Below are 21,250 nucleotides of genomic sequence, written 5' to 3'. Positions count from 1 at the left end.
AACCTACCAGCGCGCGCTCCCGAAATGCTAAGCCCGACCAGGCGCGGCCTTGCCCAGCGCCGGAGGCGCCGCTTTACCATGACCACGACCTTCGCCGACCTCGCTTTGGCGCCCTTCCTGCTCGAGGCGCTCGCCGAACAGGGCTATGCCCACCCGACCCCGATCCAGGCGCAATCGATCCCGCAGCTGCTGCAGGGCCGCGACATGCTCGGCATGGCGCAGACCGGCACGGGCAAGACCGCCGCGTTCGCGCTCCCGCTGCTCCACCGGCTCGCCGCCGATCCCCGCCCTGCCCCCAAGGGCGGCGCGCGCATCCTCGTCCTCGCGCCGACGCGCGAGCTCGTGTCGCAGATCGCTGCCGGGTTCGAGAGCTTCGGCCGTCATCTGAAGCCGAGCGTGATGACGATCTTCGGCGGCGTCAGCCAGTTCCACCAGGTCAAGGCGCTCGAGGCCGGCGTCGACATCATCGTCGCGGCGCCGGGTCGCCTGCTCGATTTGGTCGAGCAGGGGCTTTGCGACCTGTCGGCGCTCGAGGCGCTGGTGCTCGACGAGGCGGACCAGATGCTCGACATGGGTTTTGCCAAGCCGATCGAGCGGATCGTCGCGACCCTGCCCGCGGACCGGCACACGCTGCTGTTCTCGGCAACCATGCCAAAGTCGATCGCGACGCTGGCCGACAGCCTGTTGCGCGATCCGGCGAAGGTCGAGATCGCCCCGCCCTCGACCACGGTCGACCGGATCGAGCAATCGGTGATGTTCCTCGACGCCGCGAACAAGAAGGATGCGCTGCTCGCGCTGCTGCGCACGCCCGACATCGGCCAGGCGGTCGTGTTCACGCTGCAGAAGAACATCGCCAACGACGTTTGCGCGTTCATCGGCGAAGCGGGGATCACCGCCGAAGCGCTGCACGGCAACAAATCGCAGGGCCAGCGCGAGCGTGCGCTCGACGCGTTCCGTGCCGGCACCGTCCAGGTGCTGGTCGCGACCGACATCGCGGCACGCGGGATCGACGTCGACACGGTGACCCACGTCTTCAACCACGACCTGCCGAGCCTGCCCGAAAGCTATGTCCACCGGATCGGCCGGACCGGGCGTGCAGGCCGCAGCGGCTTCGCGGTCACGCTGTGCGACGCCGAGCAGCGCGCATGGCTCCACGACGTCGAGCGCGAGATCGGGCGCACGCTGACCGTGCACGACGATCACGAATGGCATTGCGAAGTCGCGCGTCACTCGACCAAGCGCGCGCCGGTGCTGGGCGGCGGCCCGGTCAAGCAGGTCAAGGCGCCCAAGCCGCCACGCGAGCGCAAGGTGTGGACCGAGGAAGAGAAGCTCGCCGCGCGGATGGCCGCCCAGGCCGCCTGACCGCGGGGTACCGTGTCGACCCCGTCGTGACGGCGGGGGCGACGCATGGTCATTCCCCGGTTTGCGGCTTAGGCTGCCGCGATGGCCATGATCCTTCGACACGCCCGCACGCCGATGATCCTGTTGGCGATGCTGACGACGGCGCCCAGTGCGCCACCGACCGAGTGGGCCCGGTGGGAGGCGCAGGCGGGACGCGTGACGATCACCCGCGACGACTGGGGGATCCCGCATGTCCGCGGTCGGTCCGACGCGGACGCGGTGTTCGGGCTGATCTACGCACAGGCCGAGGACGACTTTGCGCGGATCGAGGCGAATTACCTGACCGCGCTCGGCAGGAGCGCGGAGGCGGACGGCGAGGACGCGGTCTGGGCCGATTTGCGACAGCGGCTGTTCGTCGACCCGGCCGAACTCCAGCGCGACTATGCGGCGAGCCCCGGCTGGCTGCGGACGCTCATGCAGGCCTGGGCCGACGGGCTGAACTATTATCTGGCAACCCATCCGCAGGTGAAGCCACGGGTCCTCACCCGGTTCGAGCCGTGGATGGCGCTAAGCTTTACCGAGGGCAGCATCGGCGGCGATATCGAGCGGATATCGCTGAGCGACCTCAAGACCTTCTACGGTACGCCGACGCCGCCCAGCCCCGAAGAGCTGGGCATGGTGCCGCGCGAACCGTCGGGGTCGAACGGGATCGCGATCGCACCGCGCCTGACCGCGAACGGTCATGCGCTGCTGCTGATCAACCCGCACACCAGCTTCTATTTCCGCTCCGAGGCGCAGATGACGAGCGACCAGGGGCTCAACGCCTATGGCGCAAGTACCTGGGGCCAATTCTTCGTCTATCAGGGGTTCAACCCGTCTGCGGGCTGGATGCACACCTCGTCGACGGTCGACAATGTCGATGACTTTGCCGAACGGGTCGTCCGCGGCGACACGGGCTACCGCTATCGCTACGGCAAGGCGCTGCGGCCGGTCACCACGAAGGTCGTCACCTTGCGCGTCCGCAACGCCGACGGGACGTCGGGCACGCGCCGCTTCACGACCTATCGCACGCATCACGGCCCGATCGTCGCGAGCAAGGCGGGGCGCTGGATCGCGACCGCGCTGATGTGGAAGCCCGTGCCTGCGCTCGAGCAAAGCTATCTGCGGACCAAGGCGACCGACCTGGCAGGCTATATGGCGGTTGCACAGCGCAAGGCGAATTCGTCAAACGACACGCTGTTCGCCGACGCCAAGGGCGAGATCGCGTTCCTGATGCCGCAGTTCATGCCGATCAGAAGTGACCGGTTCGACTATACCCGGCCCGTCGACGGCAGTGACCCGGCGAGCGACTGGCGCGGGCTGCACGGGCTCGCCACGCTGCCGAGCGTTGCGAACCCGCGCACCGGCTGGGTGCACAACACCAATGACTGGCCCTGGAGCGCGGCCGGACCCGATAGTCCGCGGGCGGCGGACTATCCGCGCTACATGGATCAGGTCGGCGGCAATGCGCGCGGCGTCCATGCCGATCTGTTGCTGACCGGGAAACGCGGCTGGACCGCGGAGACGCTGCGTGCCGCCGCCTATGATTCCTACCTCCCCGCCTTCGCACGGCTTCTCCCCGGTCTGGTCGACGCCTGGCGAGCGCTGCCGGCCAGCGATCCGCGGCGGGCAAAGCTCGCGGCGCCGATCGCGCTGCTCGATCGCTGGGATCACCGCTGGGGCTATAACTCGGTCGCGACCAGCCTTGCGGTGTTCTGGGGCGATCAGCTGTGGCGCGAGGTTGGCGGGTTCGCACAGGCCGAGCGGATGAACGTGCCCGACTACATCGCGACGCGCGTCACGCCGGAGGCCAAGCTCGCCGCGCTGTCGGCCGCGGTCGATCAGCTGACCCGCGACTTTGGCGACTGGCGAACGCCGTGGCAGGCGATCAACCGCTTCCAGCGGCTCGACGACGCGATCCAGCCGCATTTCGACGATGCGCGCGCGTCGACGCCGATCCCCTTCACGTCCGCGCAATGGGGCAGCCTCGCATCGTTCGGCGCCAAGCGCTGGCCGGGGACGAAGCGCTATTACGGGACCAGCGGCAACAGCTTCGTCGCGGTCGTCGAATTCGGACCGCGGGTGAAGGCGACGGCGGTGATGGTCGGCGGCCAGAGCGGCGATATCACATCCCCGCACTTCGCCGACCAGACCGCGCGCTACGCCGGCGGCACGCTGCGCCCGGTCTATTTCCATCCCGACGAGCTCAAGGGGCATGTCGCGCGAGAATACCACCCCGGCGGCTAGGTCTTCCGAATGGCGACGATGCGCGCCAGTTCGTCGCGCGCCAGCAGGATCTTGCGGCGCACGTCGACCGGCAACGACCGCTGCTCGCCAAGAAAATCGTCGACGATCCGCAGCGCCTCCTGGCTCACCTGCCCGCCGATGAACGCGTCGATCCAGGCGGGCAGGAAGAAGATGCGGCGATTCTGCCGGATCCACAGCAGGCGATCGAGCGCCGGTCGCAGGAAGCCGATCGTCAGCGCCGCCTGCCCGTCCGCATTGAACGCGCTGAGGCTTTCGCTCGCCCATGCCTCGTTGAGCGCGGCATCGTCGAAATAGCGCTTGAAATAGGCGGTCTTCACCGCGGCCCGCGGGGATGCCGCCTCTGCGACGAAGGCATCCTTGGCGGCTTCGGTCGAGGTATCGCGCGTGCGCTCGGCGGTGAAGTGCGTGCCCGCGTCGGGTGCGTCGATCGTGATCAGCCGCCGGACGATCGCCCAGCGTGTCGGCTGGCGGATCGGCTCGCCGGCTAGTCGCGCGCTGCCGTCGAGCAGGGCGCGGAGGCGGTCGAGCGCGAGCGGCGTCCGTGCGGTCGCGATCAAACGATCGAGCGCGTCCTTGCGCAGTCCATAGCCGATCGCCGCATCGTCGATCCGCGCGAGCAGCGCGGTCTCCCAGCCCGCCCGGAGCCCCGCGCCGCGTGTCTCGGTGAGATAGACGTCGAGCGCCGCTGCGCCGCGCGACAGGATCGCGCGCGATATCTGTTCGTCGCGCTCGGCGGGAAGCTCGCGCAACAGCACCGCAAGATAGCGTTCGGGCGGCAGCCGGCGGTCGCGGACCACATCCCAGAGCGCGCTCCACAGCATCGCGCGCAACAGGCTGTCGGTCACGCTACCGATCCGCGCGGCGATCCACGCGACGGTCCGGTCGTCGGGCATGAACAGGCCGTAACCCTGGTCGTCGTCATTCGCCCAGACATAGTCGGGCGCGGGCAGGCCAGCGGCCTTGTCAACGGTCGCGACCGCCCCCTCGAAGCGTGCGTCGAGCACGACGTCGTCGCGGTCGTGATAGCCGAGGCGGACGCGCACCTTCATCGGCCAGGCGCCGCCCGGATCACCCGGCAGCCTGCTCTCCGGTCGCTGTTTCAGCACGAGCGCGTCGATACGCCCCTGCAAGAGCGTCAGCGCGGTCTCGATCCGCGGCAGCCCTGCGCGCAGGACATAGTTGCGACCGAACGCGCCCAGATCGATGCCCGACGCCTCACCCACCGCACCGAGCAGGTCCTGCCAGGTCGCATTGGCATAGCCATGCCGGGTGAGGAACAGGTGCAGGCCGCGCCGGAACCCGTCCTCGCCGACGAAGAACGCCAACTGCTTGATGACCGCCGGCGCCTTGTTGTAGACGATCGGCCCGTAATTGCTCTTGGCCGCGTCGAGATTGTCGAGCGATTGCCAGAGCGGTGCCGTGCCGCTGGTCGCGTCGGCGCGATAGGCGGGCGTCTTGATCGACAGCAGGAACGTCGTCCAGGCGTTGCTGTCCGGCTGCAGGTCCGCCTGGATCCGCGCGGCCATGAAGGTCGAGAACCCTTCCTTCAGCCACAGATCGTCGAACCAGCGCATCGTGACGAGGTCGCCGAACCACTGGTGGCTGATCTCGTGATAGATGGTCTGATCGCGCGCCAGCCGCTGCGGCAGCGTCGGCGGTTCGCGAAAGACGAAGCGGTCCTCATTGTAGAAGACCGCGCCGACATGCTCCATGCCGCCGAAGGGAAAGGCCGGCGCGAGTACGAGGTCGAGCTTGGCGAAGGGAAAGGCGATGCCGAACCAGTCGGCGAGCCAGCGTACCGCCGCGCGATTGGTCGCGAGCTGTGTCTCGGCATCGACCTCGGCGGCGCGCGAATGGCGGGCGTAGAGCGTGATCGGCTGCCCCCCGGCGGGGGCCGATGTCGTGCCGACCCAGGGCCCAGCGGCAAAGGCGGCGAGATAGGTGGAGATCGGCACAGTCTCCGCGAACCGCCAGCGGGTCGCAGCGCCTGTCGGAATCTTCGCGGCGACCGGTCCGTTGGCGATCACCGTCCAGCCCGCGGGCGCGACCACGTCCCAGCGGATGCGGGCCTTCAGGTCGGGCTGATCGAAGCACGGAAACAGCAGATTGGCGTCCGACGGCACCAGCAATGTGTAGAGATAGGTCCGCCCGTCGGCCGAGTCCTTGAAACGGATGATCGCGGCGCCTGCGCTGGCGATCGGGGTCTCGAAGCGCGCCGACACGCTGTTGGCACCGGTCTTGAGCACGGACGCGGGCAGCACGAGATGACCATCGCGTCGCGCGGTGGCCGGGACCGCCACACCGTTCGCCTCCAGCCCGGTGAGCATCGTTCCGCGGAAATCGAGGACGAGGTCGCCGCTGTCCCTGACCCGGTCGAACCGGATCACGACCGACCCGACCGCACGGTCGGCGGCGGTGACGTCGAGCGAGATGGCGTAGCGGACCCGCGCGATCTGCGCCGCCCGCCGCTGCGCCAGTGCGAGCGATATGCCCGGCCCGGTCAGCGGATCGGCGGCGACGGCCGCCTGCGCCATGCCCGGCCAGCCGATCGCCGGGAGTGCGAGCGCGCCCTTCAACAGGGCGCGGCGGTCCGCTTCGCGCGGCGTGTCCGGATGCATCGTCACGCCCCTTATTGCCGGTGCGCGGCGATGTAGCGACCGACCTGTTCGTCGAGCACGTCGAGCGGCAGCGCGCCCTGGTCGAGCACGGCTTCGTGGAAATCGCGAATGTCGAACCGCGACCCCAGTTCGCGTTCGGCGCGCGCGCGCAGTTCGGCGATCTTGAGTTGACCGACCATGTAGCTGGTCGCCTGCCCCGGCCAGTTGAAATACCGGTCCACCTCGCGCGCGATGTCCTTGTCGGAGACCGAGCTGTTCGCCTTGAAATAGGCGATCGCCTGGTCGCGGTTCCAGCGCTTGGCATGGATGCCCGTGTCGAGTACCAGCCGGATCGCGCGCCACACCTGGAGCGACAGCATGCCGAACCGCGCATAGGGGTCCTTATAGACCCCCATCTCGTTCGCGAGCCGCTCCGAATACAGCCCCCAGCCCTCGATATAGGCGCCATAGCCGCCGAACTTGCGGAATTTGGGGATGCCGGTCAGCTCCTGCTGGCGCGCGATCTGGAAATGATGCCCCGGCGCGCCCTCGTGCGCAGCGATGCCGGCGACCTGGACCTTCTGCGTCTGGTTCATGTCGACCAGGTTGACGTAATAGATGCCGGGCCGCGATCCGTCCGCCGACGGTGGATTGTAGAAGGCGGTGGACGCCGTGCCCTCCCGCCATTTCTCGACCGCGCGCACCTCGAGCGGCGCCTTGGGCAGGGTCCGGAAATAGCGGGGGGCTGCCGCCATCACCGATGCGATCACGGCGCGCGCGTCGCCGAGATATTGTTCGCGCCCCGCGCTGGTGTTGGGATATTTGAACTGGGGATCGGTGCGGATCTTGTCGAAGAACTGTTCGAGCGTGCCGGTGAAGCCGACCTCGCGCTTGATCGCCTCCATCTCCTGCCGGATCGCGGCTACCTGTTTCAGGCCCAGATCGTGGATCTGGTCGGCGGTCAGCGCGGTCGTGGTCGAGGTCTTCAGCCGGTCGGCATAATAGGCCGCGCCATCGGGCAGATTCCAGGCGCCGAAATTGCCCTTCGATTGCGGCTCGATGGCGTCCAGCGTCGCGAACAGCTGGTCATAGCCGGCACGGAACGGCCCCGTGAGCGCCGCGCGCGCCTGCTCTAGCAACGCCGTCTTGGTCGCCGCGGGCACTGCCAGCGCGGTCACCTTCTTGCGGAAATCGGCCATGACCGTCGAATCCGCGCCAGCGTCGAACGGGGCACCGACCAGCACGGCGCGTGCATCGGCGCGGGCGGGTACGAAGTTCACCGCATTGGGGATGATCCCGGCCGCCGCCTGCTCGCGCATCGTCGTCGTGACCTCGCGCATGACCCGCTCGGTATCGCGCAGCCGTGCGATATAGGCCTGCGCGTCGGCGAGCGTATCGACCTTGTGGTTGTTGATCAGCAACACCGGGATGTCGCCCGCGGGGCTGCCGTTGGTCGTGACGGGGAAGCGCAGCTTGCGGAAGCGCAGCGACTGCCGCCCGCGGTCGACCTCATATTCGAACAGCCGGTAACTGACCCGCGCACTCTCGCCCAGATCGTCGGGACGGAACCGCGACCGCATGGCCTTCAGCTGCCGCTCCGACAGGGCCTGCGCGCGGACCGCGGCGGCGTCGGTATAGTCGTCGAGCCGGTCATAATGCGTCTTCAGCCCGAGCTGCGTCAGCGATTCCGGGCTGAGATCAAGCTGTTCGTCATAGGCCTTGTCAAGGAATGCGAGCAGTGCCGCATCCTGCGCCGCGACGCGCTGGGTCTCCACCGGCGCCGGGGCGGCGGCGAGGACGATCGGCACGGTGGGCAGCAGCAATAGGGCAAAGGCAAGACGCATTACATTCTCCTGTCGAATGCGTGCTTGTCGCGCGCGGATCCCGTCAGCGCAATCACGGACCGCCAATTGCATGGCCTTCGTCGTCAGGCGCGAAATTGCCGATCGCGCGTTCATGCCATGATGAAAGACCTTCCTACTCTGCTGCGCGAGCGGGCCAGATCCGGCGCCAAGGCCCGGATCGTCGGGCAGGTGCGTGCGCTGTTCAACGACCAGGCGCGCGGCGAGGCGCCGGTCGAGCGCAGCGCTGCGGCGATGTTCGCGCCCGATGCGGTGATCGGCACAGTGCATGGCGACGTGGTCAGCATGATGGTCGGCGGCGTCGCAGCACTGCTGCTGCAGATGCTGCACCCGGCGGTTCTGGCGGGCGTCTGGGATCATTCGAACTTCCGCACAGACATGCTCGGCAGGCTCCGGCGCACCGCGCGGTTCATCGCGGTCACGACCTATGGCGAGCGCACCGATGCGGAGGCGGTGATCGCGCGTGTCCGCGCGGTGCACGCGCACATCGCCGGTACGCTCCCTAACGGCACGCCCTACCGCGCGGACGATCCCGCACTGCTCGCCTGGGTCCATGTCTCGGAGGCCTGGTGCTTCCTCGCCGCGTGGCAGCGTTTCGGCGACCACCGGCTCGGCATGGCCGAGCAGGACGCCTATTATGCAGCGTTCGCCGAGGTCGGCGAACTGCTTGGTGCCGCATCGCTGCCACGGGATTGGGCGGGAACGGACCGTTATCTGCAGACCATGCGCCCGCAGCTCGTCGCGGATGCCCGGACGCGCGAGGTTGAACGGTTCGTACTGGAGCAGACGCCCGCGAACCCGCTCGCCCTGCCCGTCCAGCGTATCGTGATGCAGGCCGCGGTCGATCTGCTGCCCGCATGGGCGCGGCGAATGCATGGGCTGGCGGGGTCGCCGGCCTTGATGCGGCCCGTCGTCACGTCGGGCACACGCAATCTGGCGAGAACATTACGCTGGGCGTTTGTCGACCAATAGCCGATCCCCGGCCGTCGCGATTAAACTACCAGCCGGTATGTTAATCTGGTTGACAGGTTTCCGCGGCGCTTTATATACCAGCCGGTAGACAAACAGTCCCGGCCGATGGTCGGTCAAATTGTCGTCCGTCAATCGTCTTATGGCCAGCGAAGTTGCCGACACTGTCCTAGTCGAACGCCAAGAATTCCGCAGTTTTCAGACCGGTTACGGCGTAATGCCGGCGACCGGATATCGTCCACGCTTGTCATCTGGACTGTCGATGCCGCGCGCACCGACGATCGGTGACGCATGTCCATTACAACGGGGGGCAATCCCATGGCATATCCCAGATTCACATGCACGTCAGCCGATCGATCACGGAGCGATGCGGCATGACCGTGTTCACCCCGATCAAGGCGGCCGACGCCACGCCGGTGGAGGCCCCTGCCCCCCGACGCAGACCCGTGTGGCAGCGCGGCGCGATGCTGCTCGTGCCCGTGGCGCTGGTGGGCGCGATCGGCGTCCGGCTGCTCGATCAGCCCGATGCGGCGATGGCGGCGCCCCCGCCCGCCTCGGTCACGGTGGCGTCGCCGCTGGTGCGACAGGTCAGCGAATGGGACGATTATGTCGGCCGGTTCGCGCCGAGCCGCAGCGTCGAGATAAGGCCGCGCGTCGCGGGCGAAGTCACCGGCGTCCACTTCCATGACGGCGATATCGTCCGCAAGGGACAGCTGCTCTTCACGATCGACTCGCGCCCGTTCGCCGCCGCGCTGGCCGAGGCGCACGCCAACGTCGCGAGCGCCAAGAGCGCCTTGTCGCTTGCGCGGACCGACCTCGGCCGTGCGCAGCGGCTGGTCGCGGACGAAGCCGTCTCGGCGGGTGAGGTCGACGCGCTGCGTGGCAAGCTCGAAGCCGCCAGCGCCGCACTCGCCGCCGCGCAGGCGCGCGAACGTGCCCGCGCACTCGACGTCGGGTTCACGCAGGTGCGCGCGCCGATCGGCGGTCGCATCTCCGATCGCCGCGTCGATGCGGGCAACCAGGTCGCGGGCGGCGAAGGCACCGGCGGCACCGTGCTGACGACGATCAACGCGCTCGACCCGATCTACTTCACCTTCGACGGGTCGGAGGCGCTCTACCTCAAGACGCAACGCGCGCGGCAGCCCGGTGCGGCGCCGGCGGCGGTCGAGATCCAGTTGCAGGACGAGACCGAGCATCGCTGGAAGGGCAAGCTCGACTTCACCGACAACGGGCTCGACCAGCGCTCGGGCACGATCCACGGCCGCGCGGTGATCGCCAACCCCGGCTATTTCCTGACGCCGGGGATGTTCGGCAACATGCGCCTCGCGAGTGCGGGGACGCGGCAGGCTCTGCTGGTGCCCGACGACGCGGTGCAGACCGATCAGGCGCGGAAAGTGCTGCTGACGATCGATGCGAAGAACGTCGTGAGCCAGAAACCGGTCGAATTGGGGCCGGTGGTCGATGGCCTCCGGATCGTCCGCTCGGGGATCAGGGCGAACGACCGGGTGATCATCCAGGGGACGCAGATGGCGATGCCGGGTGCCACGGTTGCGCCGAAGGCGGGCCGGATCGCGGTCGCGACCGGTGCGCCTGCTCCGGCGTCGGTCCAGCCGATTTCGGGTGAGGCCACGCTCGCGAAATAACTATCCACCCCGGCGAAGGCCGGGGCCCAGGTGGGATAGCGTTTCGACCTAATCACTGCGGTTCGCCCAACTGGGCCCCGGCCTTCGCCGGGGTGGTGTTGGGGCGTGCGCGTCGCTCTTCTTCGAGGACACAAACCATGCGCTTCTCGCGCTTCTTCATCACCCGGCCGATCTTTGCGGGCGTGATCGCGGTGATCATCACGATCGTCGGCGCGATCGCCTATATGTCGCTGCCGGTGTCGCAATATCCCGACATCGTCCCCCCCACCGTCACCGTCAGCGCGACCTATCCGGGCGCATCGGCCGAGACGGTCGCCGAAACCGTCGCCGCGCCGATCGAGCAGGAGATCAACGGCGTCGACAACATGCTCTACCAGTCGTCGCAATCGACCGGCGACGGCAAGGTGACGATCACCGTCACCTTCAAGATCGGCACCGACCTCGATGCCGCACAGGTGCTCGTCCAGAACCGCGTCGCGGTCGCGGTGCCGCGCCTGCCCGAGGACGTCCAACGGCTTGGCGTCGTGACGCGGAAAACCTCGCCCGACTTCCTGATGGTCGTGAACCTCGTCTCGCCCGACAACTCGCTTGATCGCGGCTACATCTCCAACTACGCGCTGACGCAGGTCCGCGATCGCCTCAGCCGCATCGACGGCGTCGGCGACGTGCAGCTGTTCGGCGCGCGCGACTATTCGATGCGCGTCTGGATCGACCCCGGCCGCGCGGCCGCGCTTGACCTCACCGCGGGCGAGATCGTCGCAGCGCTCCGCGCACAGAACGTCCAGGTCGCCGCCGGCACGCTCGGCCAGCCGCCTTATGACAAGGGCAACAGCGCGTTCCAGCTCAACGTCGAGACGCAGGGGCGCCTGACCGATCCCAAGCAGTTCGCCGACGTCGTCATCCGCACCGATGCGCAGGGCCGCCAGGTCCGCGTCTCGGACGTGGCGCGCGTCGAGCTCGGCGCGCAGGATTACGGCGCCAACACCTATCTCAGCGGCAAGCCCACCGTCATCGCCGCGGTCTTCCAGCGTCCCGGCTCGAACGCGCTCGGCGCGGCGCAGGCCGTCACCGCCGAAATGGAAAGCATGTCGAAGCGCTTTCCCAAGGGCCTCGAATACAAGGTCATCTACAACCCGACCGAGTTCATCGCGCAGTCGATCGACGCGGTGAAGCATACGTTGTTCGAGGCGATGATCCTCGTCGTTCTGGTGATCCTCGTCTTCCTGCAGAAATGGCGCGCGGCGATCATCCCGATCGTGGCGATCCCGGTCTCGCTGATCGGCACCTTCGCGGTGCTCGCCGCATTCGGCTACAGCCTCAACAACCTGTCGCTGTTCGGCCTCGTCCTCGCGATCGGGATCGTCGTCGACGACGCGATCGTCGTGGTCGAGAATGTCGAGCGCAACCTCGAACACGGACTCTCGCCGCTGGAGGCCGCACGCACGTCGATGGACGAGGTGTCGGGTGCGCTCGTCGCGATCGTGCTCGTGCTGTGCGCGGTGTTCATCCCGACGGTGTTCCTAACCGGGCTGTCGGGCGCATTCTATCGCCAGTTCGCAGTGACGATCTCGACCGCGACGATCATCTCGCTGCTCATCTCGCTGACGCTGTCGCCGGCGCTCGCCGCGATGCTGCTCAAGCCGACTGCGCCGGCGGGCTCGGGCAACCGCGTGACGCGCACGCTGCGCCGCGCCGGCGATGCGTTCAACCGCGGGTTCGAGCGGATGAGCGAAAGCTATGGCCGCCTCACCGCGCGCCTCGTCGCCGCGCCGAAGCGGATGATGGTCGCCTATGCCGCGCTGATCGCGGTCACGGTCGGCGTCTTCATGGTCACCCCGTCGGGGTTCGTCCCTGCGCAGGACCAGGGCTATTTCCTGACCGTCATTCAGCTTCCGCCCGGCTCGTCGGTCGAGCGTACCGATGCGGTGATGCAGAAGGTCGCCAAACGCATCCTGCCGCTCGCCGGCGTCAAGGGCGCGGTCATGCTCGCAGGGTTTGACGGCCCGTCGCAGACCCTCGCCCCGAACTCGGCCGCCGCCTATATCCCGCTCAAGAGCTTTGCCGAGCGCAAGAAGCTCGGCGTCACGCTCGCCAGCATCATGGCGGAATCGCAGAAGGCGACCGGCGACATCACCGAAGCGCGGCTGCTGATCGTCCCGCCGCCGCTGATCCAGGGCATCGGCTCGGCCGGCGGCTATCGCCTGATGGTTCAGGACCAGGGCGGTCACGGCTATGGCGACCTCGGCAAGACGAGCTACGACCTGATCGGCAAGGCGAACCAGACCAAGGGCCTGGCGCAAGTCTACACCTTCTTCGACACCGCCACGCCGCGCATCTTCGCCGATGTCGACCGCGCCAAGGCCAACCTCCTCGGCGTCCCCCCGGAGCGCGTGTTCGAGGCGTTGCAGGTCTATCTCGGCTCGGCGTTCGTCAACGACTTCAACCTGCTGGGGCGCACCTACCGCGTCACCGCCCAGGCCGACGCACCGTTCCGCAACACCACCGCGGACATCGCCAACCTCAAGACGCGCTCCAATTCGGGCCAGATGGTCCCGGTCGGCTCGGTCTCGACGTTCCGCGACAAGACCGGCCCGTACCGCGTGGTGCGCTACAACCTCTTCCCCGCGGTCGAGGTCGATGGCGACACCGCCAAGGGCTATTCCTCGGGCCAGTCGCTGGTGGCGATGGAGAAGCTCGCCGATGCGTCGCTGCCCGCGGGCTATGCGCATGAATGGACCGGCATCGCCTACCAGCAAAAGGCGGCCGGCAGTACCGCCGCCTTGGTCTTCGGGATGGCCGTGCTGTTCGTCTTCCTCGTGCTCGCCGCGCAATATGAGAGCCTGACGCTACCGCTCGCGATCATCCTGATCGTGCCGATGTGCCTGCTCGCGGCGATGACCGGGGTAAATTTGCGGGGGATGGACAACAATGTCCTCACGCAGATTGGGCTGGTCGTGCTGATCGCGCTCGCCGCCAAGAACGCGATCCTCATGGTCGAGTTCGCCAAGCAGGCCGAGGAGCAGGATGGCCTGTCCCCGGTCGAGGCGGCGGTGCGCGCGGCGAAGGACCGATTGCGGCCGATCCTGATGACGAGCTTCGCCTTCATCCTCGGCGCGGTGCCGCTGGTGATCGCCGAAGGGGCTGGCGCCGAACTGCGCCAGGCGCTCGGCACCGCGGTGTTCTTCGGGATGATCGGCGTGACCGGCTTCGGGCTGCTCTTCACCCCTACCTTCTATGTCGTCGCACGGGCGCTGGCGATGCGGTTCGAACGCCGCAAGCCAGCCGCTGCCCAGCCCACGCTTCAGCCAGCCGAATAGGACCAGCCTCATGAAGTCCCTGCTTCTCGCGAGCCTCTCGGCGCTGACGCTCGCCGCGTGCGCCGCCGGTCCCGACTATGTCGTGCCGATCGCCCCGCCCAAGGCCGCCGCATCGTTCGCTACCGCGAACGCCGCGACGATCACGACCGCGCCCGATAACGACTGGTGGCGGATGTACCGCGACCCGGTCCTCGACGGGCTGGTCGCGGACGCGCTGGCGGCGAACACCGACCTGCGCGTTGCGGTAGCGCGGCTCGACAGCGCCCGCGCGTCGTTGCGCGGCGCCAAGACCGATCGCGAGCCGCAGGTGAACGCCAGCGGCAGCGGCAATTACGCCCGCACCTCGCAGCTTCAGAACCTGCCCGGCTTCGACCGCGAGCGCGCCACCTACGATGTCGGGCTCGACGTCAGCTACGAGGTCGATCTGGCCGGCCGCGTCCGCCGCAACGTCGAGGCCGCGCGCGGCGACGTCGGCGCGGCGCAGGCCGATGCCGACGCGGTCCGGGTCTCGATCGTCGCCGCCACCACCCGCGCCTATGTCGACGCCGCCTCGTCCGCCGAACGCCTCGCGGTCGCCCGGCGGATCGTCGACCTGCTCGAGAAATCGAACACGCTGACCGGCAAGCGGGTCGATGCGGGTCGCGCCGCGCGTCTCGATCAGGTCCGGATCGCTGCCCTGCGCGACCAGCGCGCCGCGAACATCCCGCAGATCGAGGCCGAGCGCCAGGCCGCGCTCTTCCGGCTCGCCACGCTCACCGGCCGCACGCCGCAGGAGCTGCCCGCCAGCGCCGGCGCGCGCACGACCACGCCGCGGCTCGACCGGCCGATCCCGATCGGCGACGGCGCGAGTCTGCTCGCGCGCCGCCCCGACGTCCACGCCGCCGAACGCCGGCTTGCCGCCGCGACCGCACGGATCGGGGTGCAGACGTCGCAGCTCTATCCGCAGATTGCGCTCGGCGGGTCGATCGGTTCGACCGCGCTCAGCGTCGGCGACGTGTTCACCGGCGGCCCGATCCGCTGGTTGCTCGGCCCGCTGCTCAACTGGTCGGTCAATCAATCGGCGGCGCGCGCGCGCATCGCCGGTGCCGAGGCCGACACGCGCGGTGCGCTCGCCAGCTTCGACGGCAGCGTGCTGACCGCGCTGGAGGAAACCGAGACCGCGCTGTCCAACTATGCGCGCGAGCTCGATCGCCGCACGCAATTGCAATCCGCGCATGACAACGCCGCCACCGCCGCGCGCATCACCCGCGCGCGCCAGCGTGAGGGCCAGATCGACTTTCTCGACGTCCTCGATGCCGAGCGGACGCTGGCGGATACCGATACCGAGCTTGCCGCAGCGGACGCCCGCATCGCGGGGGCACAGGTCGACCTGTTCCGTGCACTTGGCGGGGGATGGCAGCCGCCGCGCCGCCCTGCTGGCTGACACCGGCGCGGGATCGTTGCGTGTCACTGATCCGTCGCCGGCACGTCATCAAACTGTACCGGCAGGCGCATACCGCCTGGGCCGATGGGGACGTCCGAACTCAGCGTGGTCGATACCGGGGCGGGTCGCCTCTGGGCGGGCTGGTCGCGTCTGCGCGCGCAGGTCGAACGGCTGACGCGGCGGGCGGATGGCGAGGATCTGCTGCATGACGCCTATGTCAGCCTGGCGACGCTGCCCGCGGCGCCGCGCAACGGCGAGGCGTTCCTCGTCCATGCGGCGGTCAATCGCGGGCGCGATGCGTTCCGGCGCGAGGCGGTTCGCGGTGCGAGCGAAGACGCGGGGACGATCGAATGGCTGCGCGACTGTTCGCCGATCCAGGACGAGGTGCTGATCGCGAAGGCGCGGCTCGACCGGGTGCGCGAGGGCCTCGATCGTCTCAGCCCGCGGACCCGCGAGATCTTCCTGATGCAGCGGCTCGACGGGTATAAATATCGCGAGATTGCTGCGCGTCTGGGAATCAGCCAGAGTGCAGTCGAAAAGCACATGGCCAAGGCGATGACCTTCCTGGTCGATTGGACGGAGGATTGGTGAGCACGCAATGCATGGCCGCAAATCCCTAGACCGGATGTTTTCGGACAAGGCGGCGCCCGAACGCACCGCAGCGGAATGGATCGCGCGGCTCAACGCGGACGACGTCAGCGCACGGGACGCGGCGGTCTTTCGACAGTGGCTGACCGCGAACCCCGAGCAGGCCGAACGGTTCGAGCGCGCGACCGACCTGTGGGACATGGTCCCGGGAACCGCACCGTCGCGCGCGCCGGTGGTGACGCGCCGCCGCGCGCTGGGCGGGGTCGCGGCACTCGCGGTCACCGCGGTCGCCGGGACCGGCGTGTTCCAGGCAGCCTATGCCGCGACGCCGTATCGGACGGGAATCGGCGAGCAGCGACGGATCGTGCTGCCCGACGGCTCGGCCCTGCTGCTCGACGCGGTCACCCGGCTGCACGTGGTCGCGACCGAGCGGCGGCGGCGGCTCTGGCTGACGCAAGGCCGCATCGACCTGACGGTGGCGCCATTCGCGACCCCGTTCACGATCACCGCGGCCGACCGGGCGATGACCGCCGGCGCGGGCCGCTTCGACCTGCGCTGCGACGCGCGCGACGGGGTGGCCTTTACTGCGATCGAAGGGCGGGCGACGATCGCCGCCACGACGTCGACTGGCGCTGCGCAACTCCTGACCAACGGGTCGCGGCTGCGGAACGGGGTGATCGATCGTCCCGACCTCGCGGCGACACGGGCCTGGACCAGTGGTCGTGCCGCGTTCCACGACGATACGCTCGCGACGGTTGCCGAGGAAGCGAACCGGTACAGCGCGACGCGGTTGGTGATCGCCGACCCGGCGGTCGCTGGGCTGCAGGTCAGCGGCATGTACCGGATGGGCGACAATGTCGCGCTGGGGCGTGCGCTCGCGACGCTGCTGAGTTTGCGGTTGCGAACGATGGACGGTGCCGTCCTGCTCGGCCGATAAAAACTCGCGTCAGCGGGGTGGGGTAGATCGCGGCTCGCCCGTCGAGGAGGTGCGGCAGTATCGCCGCCTTCCTTGGGGGGATGAACACCGTGACGACCAATCGCCGGCGCCTGCGCCGTTCGTTCGTGATGGGCGCAGCCTGCGCCGCGCTGTCGACCGCCTTTGCACCCGCCGCGGCGATTGCGCAGACCAATGTCGTCCGCGTGCATCTCGGCGTCCAGCCGCTCGGCCGATCGCTCGAGGCGCTCGCCCGCCAGAGCGGCATCGACATCCTGTTCACGCCCGCTGCGGTTGCCGGTCGGACCGCACCCGCGATCGACGGCACGATGGCAGCGCACGCCGCGGTCGAGCGGCTGATCGCCGGCACCGGGCTGATGGTCCGCCAGCAGCCCAATGGTGCGCTGATCGTCGCCGCAACGGTCGAGACCGCAGCGCCGCAGACCGCAGCAACCAAGCCGGACGACGAGACCCGCGAGATCGTCGTGACGGGCTATGCGAGCAGCCTGACCGGCGCGCTGGCGCAGAAGCGCAAGGCGACCAACGTCATCGACGTCGTCAAGGCCGAGGATATCGGCAAGTTTCCCGCGCAGAACATCGCCGAGGCGCTCCAGCGCGTGCCCGGCGTCTCGATCGTCCGCGATCGCGGCGAGGGCGTGTTCGTCCGCATCCGCGGGCTTGGCGCCAATTTCCAGGTGGTCATGCTCAACGATCGCTCGGTCGCGGTGAACGAGAATGTTCGCGACAGCGGCCAGAGCGGGCGCCAGTTCCGGTTCGACACGCTGCCGTCCGAGCTCATGTCCGCGGTCGAGGTGATCAAGAGCCCGCGCGCGAGCCTCGACGAAGGCGGCATCGGCGGCACGATCAACCTGCGCACCTTCCGGCCGCTCGACCTGAAGAAGCCGGTGCTCTCGCTATCCGCCACGGCCAGTTCGCCGCGCCTCGCCGACGCGGTCGATCCGCGACTGTCGGGTATGGCGAGCTGGGCGAGCCCGGACGGCAAGTTCGGCGCGCTGATCGCGGGCGTCTATGACGAGCGCACCACGCGGCAGGACCGGATCACCGGCGTCGGCTGGGCGGACGGCAAGATCGACACCGACGGCAACGGCTCGCTCGACAGTGCCACGATCCTGATCCCGACCGCGATCCGCCCGACACTCGAGCGCGAGAACCGCGACCGGATCGGCATCAACGGCGCGGTGCAGTGGAAGCCCGACGACCGGTTCGAGCTGAACGTCGACGGGCTGTGGAGCCGGCTGAACGTCGCCTATGACGAGTTGACCTATTCCGCGGCGGATGGCTCCAACCTGCCGCGCGGGATCGTGCCGGGCAGCGCGGTGATCGAGAACGGCGTGCTGACCGGTGCGACCACGACCGCCTCGACCACGCAGATCGGTCGCGAGACGTCGGTGCTCCAGTACAAGAACTGGCTGGTCGGCACCAACGCGCGCTGGCAGGCGGGCGGCTGGACGATCGCCGCGGACGGCAGCATCGGCCAGGCCTATTCGAACACGCCCGAGCCGATCTACCGCACGCGCCTGCTCGGCACGGTGGGCGCGACGACGTTCGATTTCGGCAAGGCGGGCGATCGGCTGCCCAACGTGACGCTGTTAAGCGCCGACCTGTCGAACCCGGCGCTGCTGCCCGGACGGCGGATCGAATACCGCGTCAACGATTCGAAGGACCGCGAACGCGCCGCGAAGCTCGACGTCACGCGCGACCTGACCGGCGTGGTGAGCGCGCTGCGTGCGGGGGTGAAGTATCAGAAAAGAACACGCGCCTATGATCGCCGCGACATCAATTTCACCAGCGGCATCGCGGGCAAATATTTCGACGCGAGCTATTTCGTCCCGTTCCCGGTCGATGATTTCCTGAAGAGCGCGAACGGCACCCTGCCGACCAGCTGGGCGATGCCCGATCCCGCCAGGTTCCTCGCCGCCGCCACCGGCAAGGAGGCGCTGCTCGCCGCGCCGCTTGCGCGCGGCGATCTGCGCAACAGCTATGCGATCGGCGAGGAGATCCTCGCAGGCTACGGCATGGCCGATTTCGCGTTCCCGCTTGGCGGCCTCGCAGTGCGCGGCGATATCGGCGTGCGCTATGCCCGGACGCGCCAGACCTCGTCGGGCTATGCCGATGACGGCAAGGTCGCGCTGCCCGTCAGCTACGACAAGACCTATGACAACATCCTGCCCTCGCTCAATCTGGTCGCCGAGGTCTCGCCCGATCTGCAGATGCGCTTCGCCGCGTCGAAGGTCATCACCCGGCCGTCGCTCGCCGACCTGGCGCCGCGCCTCACGATCAATTCGAGCCCGACCGTCCTCACCGCGGTCGGCGGCAATCCCGAGCTGAAACCCTTCGAGGCGTGGCAATATGACGGCACGGTCGAATGGTATTTCGCGCCGGGCAGCGCGCTGGTGGGCGGTGTGTTCTACAAGGACATCACGACCTTCGTGTTCCAGCAGACGCGCGACTTCGTCCTCGACGGCCAGACCTATCGCCTGACCGCGCCAAAGAACGGCGGCGACGCCTATGTCGCCGGCGTCGAGATCGCGTATCAGCAGCTGTTCAAGATGCTCCCCGCGCCGTTCGACGGCCTCGGCGCGCAGGCCAACTACACGCACACCAAGACCGGCGGCACCTATGCACTGGCGACCGGCGGCATTTTCCGCGATGCGCTGGTCGACGTCGCCAAGGACAGCTTCAACCTGACCGCCTTCTACGAGAAGGAGCGGGTCGGTGCGCGGGTGAGCTACAGCTGGCGCGGCAACGTGCTGCGCGACGTCGGTGGCGCGGGGCTCGCCGCGAACAATGACAGCGCGTTCGGAAGCCTCGATTTCGACATGTCGTACAAGATGACGCCGAACGTGACCTTAGTCGTGCAGGGGATCAACATGGCCGGCGGCGTCCAGTGGCAATATGTCCGCGACAACCAGTTCGCGGGCTACACCGATTACGGGCGGACGTTCATGGCCGGCGTCAGGGCGAAGTTCTGATGCGGATCGCCTCGCTGGCGGCCGGCCTCGCGCTGGTCGCCTCGTCCCTCGCGCCGGCACAAACGTGCCCGCCGCGAGAGGACAAACTCGAACGCGTCGTCATCGTCATGCGCCACGGCGTCCGCAGCGCGATGTCGAGCCCGGAGGAGCTCGGGCGCTACAGCCGCCGCGCCTGGCCGGGCTTCGCGGTGCCGGCGGGGCACCTGACCGCGAATGGCGCGACGCTCGTGACGATGCTCGGCGGCTGGTACGCGGCGCAGTACCGGCAGCTGGGCCTGCTCGGCGCGAGCGACTGCGCGGTCTATTATTGGGCGAACCACACGCAGCGCACCGAGGCGACCGCGACCGCGCTCGCCGCCGGCCTGACCCCAGGGTGCGCGGCGCCGATTCACCAGTCGGCGGCCGCGCCCGATCCGCTGTTCGAGGCGCCGCAGACCCCGCTCGCGCCGCTCGACGCCCCGCGGATGCTCGCGGCGATCTCCGCGCGGGTCGACGGCGATCTGGCGGCGTGGGACGTGCGCCAGACTCCCGGCCGCGATCGGTTCGAGGCGCTGATGCTGCAATGCCGCCGCATCCCCTGCTCGTCCGCCGAGCGCGCAAAGGTCCAGCGCCGGCTGGGCGATACCCCGATCGCGATGCGGATCGACGCGACGGGCAAGCCCGATCTCACCTCGCCCAGTCTGCAGGTCGCCGGGATCGCCGAGAGCCTCGTCATGGCCTATGCGGACGGGCTCGCCTTCCCCGGCTGGAGCGGGATCGACGCAGCGACGATCGGCAAGGCGCTCGCCGTCCATGGGGCCGGCATCGACCTGCGCACGCGCACCCCGGAAGTCGGCCGCCAGACCAGCAGCTATCTCGCGATGCGGCTGCTCGCGACGCTCCAGCGCGGTGCAGGCGCGACCGCGCTGGCCGACCCGATCGGCGACGCGGAGAAGATCGTCGTCGTCAGCGGCCATGACGGCACGGTGACGATGCTCGCCGGGCTGCTTGGTCTCGACTGGACGCTGCGCGATTATGGCGCTGGCGAAGCCGCCCCTGGCGGCGGGCTGGTGTTCGAGCTGTGGCGTCGTGGCGCGACCGGCAAGAGCGTCGTACAGGTCCGCTATGTCGCGCAGGGGCTCGACCAGATGCGCTACCGCATCCCGCTGTCGGCGCAGACTCCGCCCGAAACCGTCGCGATCCCGGTCCCCGGCTGCGGCGACCCCTGCCCGCTCCCCCGCTTCACGCGCTACGTCCTCGATCAGGTGTCGCCCCCACCGAAGGAGTAGCGCGGAGG

General features: G+C 68.7%; 12 protein-coding genes. 10 read left to right on the top strand and 2 right to left on the bottom strand.

Annotated elements, in window-relative coordinates:
• Positions 1 to 78: 78 nt before the first annotated feature.
• Both IFS44_RS00405 and IFS44_RS00400 read left to right on the top strand, forming a co-directional pair.
• A complete protein-coding gene (locus IFS44_RS00405; protein ID WP_031396629.1) occupies positions 79 to 1,362 on the top strand; it encodes a DEAD/DEAH box helicase in 1,284 nt (427 codons plus the stop codon).
• Between the two features lie 81 nt (positions 1,363 to 1,443).
• Positions 1,444 to 3,627 carry a penicillin acylase family protein gene (locus tag IFS44_RS00400; RefSeq protein WP_446740833.1) on the top strand — a complete coding sequence of 728 codons (2,184 nt, stop codon included), beginning with the start codon at positions 1,444 to 1,446 and terminating at the stop codon, positions 3,625 to 3,627.
• Here the strand turns inward: IFS44_RS00400 and IFS44_RS00390 are convergent.
• Both IFS44_RS00390 and IFS44_RS00385 read right to left on the bottom strand, forming a co-directional pair.
• Positions 3,624 to 6,266, bottom strand: a complete 2,643-nt coding sequence (locus tag IFS44_RS00390; protein ID WP_244649857.1) for a M1 family metallopeptidase — start codon at positions 6,264 to 6,266, stop codon at positions 3,624 to 3,626. The genes IFS44_RS00400 and IFS44_RS00390 overlap by 4 nt on opposite strands.
• 11 nt (positions 6,267 to 6,277) lie before the next feature.
• Positions 6,278 to 8,089, bottom strand: coding sequence for a DUF885 domain-containing protein (locus IFS44_RS00385; RefSeq protein ID WP_192097070.1), 1,812 nt, complete (start codon positions 8,087 to 8,089; stop codon positions 6,278 to 6,280).
• Between the two features lie 120 nt (positions 8,090 to 8,209).
• On the opposite strand from IFS44_RS00385, the gene IFS44_RS00380 reads away from it, so the two are divergent.
• The 8 genes from IFS44_RS00380 to IFS44_RS00345 all read left to right on the top strand — a co-directional run bounded on the left by IFS44_RS00380 (position 8,210) and on the right by IFS44_RS00345 (position 21,242).
• Positions 8,210 to 9,079: an oxygenase MpaB family protein gene (locus IFS44_RS00380; RefSeq protein ID WP_192097482.1), complete on the top strand. Its 870-nt coding sequence runs from the start codon at positions 8,210 to 8,212 to the stop codon at positions 9,077 to 9,079.
• Positions 9,080 to 9,450: 371 nt separating this feature from the next.
• Positions 9,451 to 10,719, top strand: a complete 1,269-nt coding sequence (locus IFS44_RS00375) for an efflux RND transporter periplasmic adaptor subunit (protein WP_192097069.1) — start codon at positions 9,451 to 9,453, stop codon at positions 10,717 to 10,719.
• 137 nt (positions 10,720 to 10,856) lie between these two features.
• Positions 10,857 to 14,036 carry an efflux RND transporter permease subunit gene (locus tag IFS44_RS00370; RefSeq protein WP_192097068.1) on the top strand — a complete coding sequence of 1,060 codons (3,180 nt, stop codon included), beginning with the start codon at positions 10,857 to 10,859 and terminating at the stop codon, positions 14,034 to 14,036.
• A 10-nt stretch (positions 14,037 to 14,046) separates the two neighbouring features.
• Entirely contained in the window at positions 14,047 to 15,459 is a 1,413-nt protein-coding gene (locus IFS44_RS00365) for an efflux transporter outer membrane subunit (protein ID WP_192097067.1), read from the top strand.
• 84 nt (positions 15,460 to 15,543) lie between these two features.
• Positions 15,544 to 16,050, top strand: coding sequence for an RNA polymerase sigma factor (locus IFS44_RS00360; protein ID WP_192097066.1), 507 nt, complete (start codon positions 15,544 to 15,546; stop codon positions 16,048 to 16,050).
• 34 nt (positions 16,051 to 16,084) lie between these two features.
• The gene (locus tag IFS44_RS00355) at positions 16,085 to 16,984 is read left to right on the top strand and encodes a FecR family protein (protein ID WP_192097481.1); all 900 of its coding nucleotides are present in this window, start codon (positions 16,085 to 16,087) and stop codon (positions 16,982 to 16,984) included.
• A gap of 89 nt (positions 16,985 to 17,073) precedes the next feature.
• Positions 17,074 to 19,974 (top strand): TonB-dependent receptor, encoded by a 2,901-nt coding sequence (locus tag IFS44_RS00350; protein ID WP_342366295.1) that lies wholly within the window; start codon positions 17,074 to 17,076, stop codon positions 19,972 to 19,974.
• Positions 19,974 to 21,242 carry a histidine-type phosphatase gene (locus IFS44_RS00345; RefSeq protein WP_192097064.1) on the top strand — a complete coding sequence of 423 codons (1,269 nt, stop codon included), beginning with the start codon at positions 19,974 to 19,976 and terminating at the stop codon, positions 21,240 to 21,242. Before IFS44_RS00350 ends, IFS44_RS00345 begins: the two co-directional genes overlap by 1 nt.
• The last annotated feature ends 8 nt before the right edge of the window (positions 21,243 to 21,250 follow it).

This window comes from Sphingomonas sp. CFBP 13706 (genome assembly GCF_014842355.1).
GTDB classification, from domain to species: Bacteria; Pseudomonadota; Alphaproteobacteria; order Sphingomonadales; family Sphingomonadaceae; genus Sphingomonas; species Sphingomonas aerolata.
Note: the sequence above shows the minus strand (reverse complement) of the source record. Positions and strands in the feature narration are given on the sequence as shown.